The organism is Spiroplasma sp. ald, from assembly GCF_044714355.1.
Taxonomy (GTDB): Bacteria; Bacillota_I; Bacilli_A; order Mycoplasmatales; family Mycoplasmataceae; genus Spiroplasma; species Spiroplasma phoeniceum.
In genome coordinates this window covers 1-960 of the sequence record NZ_RXFY01000184.1, presented here as the reverse complement: position 1 = coordinate 960, position 960 = coordinate 1, and the positions used below count along the sequence as shown (strand labels likewise).

Here is a 960-nt window from a genome sequence, read left to right as displayed (position 1 = left end):
AACAATCAGTAAATAGTGATTTTCATTATTTTTACATAAATATATCAAATTTGGTAAAGCAATAATTTAGGAGGTTTATATGAAAAATAAAATTTGTCTTAAAAAAAGATATTGAGGTTATTGTTCAAAATGCAATCAAGAAAATAAATTACAAAAATTAATGCTTAAAAGTTATTCAGTATCATTTGAAGATATGACTGATGAATATTGAGCATTAGGGAAACAAAATTAGGAGGAATTAAAAATGTCATATTGTATTGGTGATTATTTAAATGAAAAATGAATTAATAATAAAGCATTAAAAATTAGTAATAAAAATATTATTTATGCGGAAATTAATAGTCAAGATGATATGGGTTGAGAATTATATTTATATCTTAAATTTGGTAATGAAGAACGATATGTATGTAATGTTTCATTGCCAGTAGATTTTAACTTAAATTTGAAATGATATGAAATTGATGAAGTTAAAGGTTTAATTAGTGATTATTTAGAAGATGAAGAAGCAAATTACGAGGTGATAAATTATGAATAAAAGATACTTATTAGTAATTAATACTAAATATACAACAAATACTTTATTTTTTTATACATTAGAAGAAGCAAAAATTACAGCGGAAGAAAACTCTTCTTTTAGAACAACTATTATTGATTTAGAAAATGAAAATATTAAATGACAAGGATATGAATAATATGTGAAAAGATGAAGAAGGCAAATTTTATACAGAGGAAGATTTATTTAATTTAGCATTAGAAGAATGTTATTCAGAAGATAGTGCTTATGAGTATATTGATAATTTAATTGAAGAAATAGAATTAGAGGAAATTTAATTATGGCAGATTTAAAATTAAATAATAGACTTCTTGCATAACCTATTAAAATAATTGTTTTATCAATAAAATAATCATTTATTAGTGCTTTTTTACCAGTAAGTTGTTGAAAATCAGAGTTTTTAATTA

General features: G+C 21.6%; 4 protein-coding genes. All 4 read left to right on the top strand.

The window, feature by feature from the left end; all coding sequences use genetic code 4:
- Positions 1-79 precede the first annotated feature (79 nt).
- The 4 genes from EHU54_RS06030 to EHU54_RS06015 are packed head-to-tail and all read left to right on the top strand — an operon-like array spanning position 80 to position 831.
- Entirely contained in the window at positions 80-232 is a 153-nt protein-coding gene (locus EHU54_RS06030) for a hypothetical protein (protein ID WP_400249493.1), read from the top strand.
- Positions 233-244: 12 nt separating this feature from the next.
- Positions 245-535, top strand: a complete 291-nt coding sequence (locus tag EHU54_RS06025; protein WP_400249492.1) for a hypothetical protein — start codon at positions 245-247, stop codon at positions 533-535.
- Positions 528-692 carry a hypothetical protein gene (locus tag EHU54_RS06020; protein ID WP_157944256.1) on the top strand — a complete coding sequence of 55 codons (165 nt, stop codon included), beginning with the start codon at positions 528-530 and terminating at the stop codon, positions 690-692. The genes EHU54_RS06025 and EHU54_RS06020 overlap by 8 nt, the downstream gene beginning before the upstream one ends.
- Positions 685-831: a hypothetical protein gene (locus EHU54_RS06015; RefSeq protein ID WP_400249491.1), complete on the top strand. Its 147-nt coding sequence runs from the start codon at positions 685-687 to the stop codon at positions 829-831. Before EHU54_RS06020 ends, EHU54_RS06015 begins: the two co-directional genes overlap by 8 nt.
- Positions 832-960: the final 129 nt, after the last annotated feature.